3 protein-coding genes are annotated in these 2,790 nt (G+C 67.1%); all 3 read left to right on the top strand.

What is annotated here, in order from left to right:
• Nucleotides 1-303 precede the first annotated feature (303 nt).
• Nucleotides 304-1,392 carry an S-methyl-5-thioribose-1-phosphate isomerase gene (mtnA, locus tag RUW20_RS04565; RefSeq protein WP_313951014.1) on the top strand — a complete coding sequence of 363 codons (1,089 nt, stop codon included), beginning with the start codon at nt 304-306 and terminating at the stop codon, nt 1,390-1,392.
• Nucleotides 1,385-2,026, top strand: a complete 642-nt coding sequence (locus RUW20_RS04570; RefSeq protein WP_313951015.1) for a class II aldolase/adducin family protein — start codon at nt 1,385-1,387, stop codon at nt 2,024-2,026. The genes mtnA and RUW20_RS04570 overlap by 8 nt, the downstream gene beginning before the upstream one ends.
• Before the next feature lie 37 nt (nt 2,027-2,063).
• A partial coding sequence (locus RUW20_RS04575) for an NAD(P)/FAD-dependent oxidoreductase (protein ID WP_409559304.1) occupies nt 2,064-2,790 on the top strand: 727 nt, incomplete at its 3' end.

Raw genomic sequence — 2,790 nt, forward strand, 5'->3', positions numbered from 1 at the left:
GTAGTGGTCGAGTTTCCATGATCAGCCTCCGGGTGCATGTGGTGTCACCGGGCCGCCACGCGCCGTCGGCAATTCGCTTGCGCCAAGCCCCTCGCCATGAGTACGGCAACTGGCACGACGACAGTACAGTAGGTGCGGCTGCCTGTCGATGGGACCCGCTGCAGTCAGGGAAATTCAACAGCACCGTGAGGAGTTGCCCGGACCGGCAGCTTTGGCGTGTCATTAAACTTCGCTCGCGCTTTTTGGCCCGGGTGTGTCGGCGCTTGACCGGTAGGCTGGCAGGCCACTGGTAGAATGCCGGGCATGAACGTAAACGGCATGCCCATGCGAACGATCTGGCCGGCGGCGGACGGCTGTGCGGTGGACATCATCGACCAGACCGCGCTGCCGCACCAATATCGTGTGCTGCGGCTGGGTAGCCTGGAAGACACGGCGCACGCGATCCGCAGCATGCAGGTCCGCGGCGCGCCGCTGATCGGCGTCACCGCGGCTTACGGCGTGGCCCTGGCGATGGCGCAACGGGCGGACGACGCGGCGCTGCTGGCCGCGGCCGAGACGCTGGCGGCGACGCGACCGACGGCCGTCAACCTGCGCTGGGCCCTCGCGCGCATGCACACCTTCCTGGCGCCGCTGCCACTGTCGGCGCGTGCCGATGCGGCGTGGCTGGAAGCCGCCCGAATCGCCGACGAGGACGTCGAGCAGTGTCGCTTGATCGGCCAGCACGGACTGCAACGGCTTCGTTCCAGCATCGGGACGAGCGGCCGGCTCGAGCTGATGACCCACTGCAATGCCGGTTGGTTGGCCACCGTCGACCACGGTACGGCGCTGGCTCCCGTCTACGCCGCGTTCGACGAGGGGATCGACGTGCATGTCTGGGTTTCCGAAACGCGGCCGCGCAATCAGGGTCTGCTGACCGCCTGGGAACTGGCGCAGCACGGCGTGCCGCATACCGTCATCGCCGACAACGCTGCCGGCTTGCTGCTGGCGCGTGGCGGAATCGACGCGGTGATCGTCGGCGCCGACCGCATCGCCGCCAACGGCGATGTCGCCAACAAGATCGGCACCTACCTCAAAGCCCTGGCGGCGCGTGAGGCCGCGGTGCCGTTCTACGTCGCCGCGCCGCGGTCGACGATCGACTTCGCCTGTCCGGACGGTGCGTCGATCCCGATCGAGGAGCGTGCCGCCGACGAGTTGCGCGTCGTACAGGGTTGCGATGCGGCAGGTGCTCCGGCGATTCTGCGCCAGTTGTCCGCCGATGAAGCTGTTGCCAACCCGGCTTTCGACGTCACCACGGCCGCTCTGGTCGGCGCGCTGATCAGCGAGCGCGGATCGTGCCCGGCGAGCCGTGCGGGGCTGTTGGCGCTGTACCCGGAGGAAGAAGAACATGGCTGATCTTCGCCAGCAGCTGATCATGACCGCACGCCGCATGACCGTCGTCGGCCTCAACCGCGGCACTGCCGGCAACCTCAGCGTGCGTGCCGGCGACGGTCGGGAGGGCTTTCTGATCACTCCCACCGGCATGGCCTACGATGCCCTGCAGGCCAAAGACATCGTCTTCATGGCCCTCGACGGAACATCCGAGGGGTGTCGCAAACCGTCGTCCGAATGGCGCTTCCACCGCGATCTCTACGTCGCTCGCCCGGAGGCCGGGGCCATCGTGCACGCGCACTCGCCCTTCGCCACCAGTCTGGCCTGCCTGCGCCGCGATATCCCCCCTTTTCACTACATGATCGCCCGCTTTGGCGGCGACAGTCTGCGCTGCGCCGGCTACGCCACCTTCGGCACGCAGACTCTGTCGGACGCCGTGCTGCAGGCGATGGCCGATCGCCGGGCCTGCCTGCTGGCCAATCACGGCATGCTGGTGTTCGGCGACGATCTGGAGCAGGCGCTCGACCTGGGCGTCGAACTCGAGACGCTCTGCGAACAGTACTGGCGCGCCTGCCAGCTTGGTGAGCCGGTACTGCTCGACGCCGCCGAGATGGCTGTGGTGCGGGCCAAGTTCGGCAGCTACGGGCAGCAGGCCTGAGCGCCGTCACGGGCTTTTCCGGAGAACCGAAGCAATCATGTTACGCATCAGCGAAATCCGTTTGCCCATCGACCACACGCCGGAAGACCTGCCTGCCGCGGTGGCTGCTCGGCTGGGTATTGCCCTGGCCGATCTCGGCGAAGTCCACGTCTTCCGGCGCAGCCAGGACGCGCGCAAGGCGAGCGCACTGATGTTCAGCTACGGCGTCGACGTGGCAGTGCCTGATGAAGCGCTGCTGCTCGAGAAATTCGCCAACGACCAGCGCGTGCAGCCGACGCCGGACATGCGCTACCACTTCGTCGGGCAGGCGCCGTCACAATTGGCGTCGCGGCCGATCGTCGTCGGCTTCGGCCCGGCCGGTATCTTTGCCGCGCTGATTCTGGCGCAGTCCGGCTTTCGGCCGATCGTCCTCGAGCGCGGCAAGGCGGTGCGCGAGCGAACGCAGGACACCTGGGGCCTGTGGCGCAAGAAAGTGCTCGACCCGGAATCGAACGTGCAGTTCGGCGAAGGCGGGGCGGGCACCTTTTCCGATGGCAAGCTGTACAGCCAGATCAAGGATCCACAGCACCACGGCCGCAAGGTGCTGCAGGAGTTCGTCAAGGCCGGTGCGCCGGAGGAGATCCTTTACGTCAGCAAGCCGCACATCGGCACCTTCCGCTTGGTCGCCATGGTCGAGCAGATGCGGCGCGAGATCGAGCGGCTCGGCGGCGAGATCCGTTTCCAGCAGCGGCTCACTGGCTTGCACCTTGAACAAGGTCGCGTGC

Origin of the sequence: Accumulibacter sp. (assembly GCF_032229525.1) — a bacterium.
In the GTDB taxonomy this organism is placed as follows: Bacteria; Pseudomonadota; Gammaproteobacteria; order Burkholderiales; family Rhodocyclaceae; genus Accumulibacter.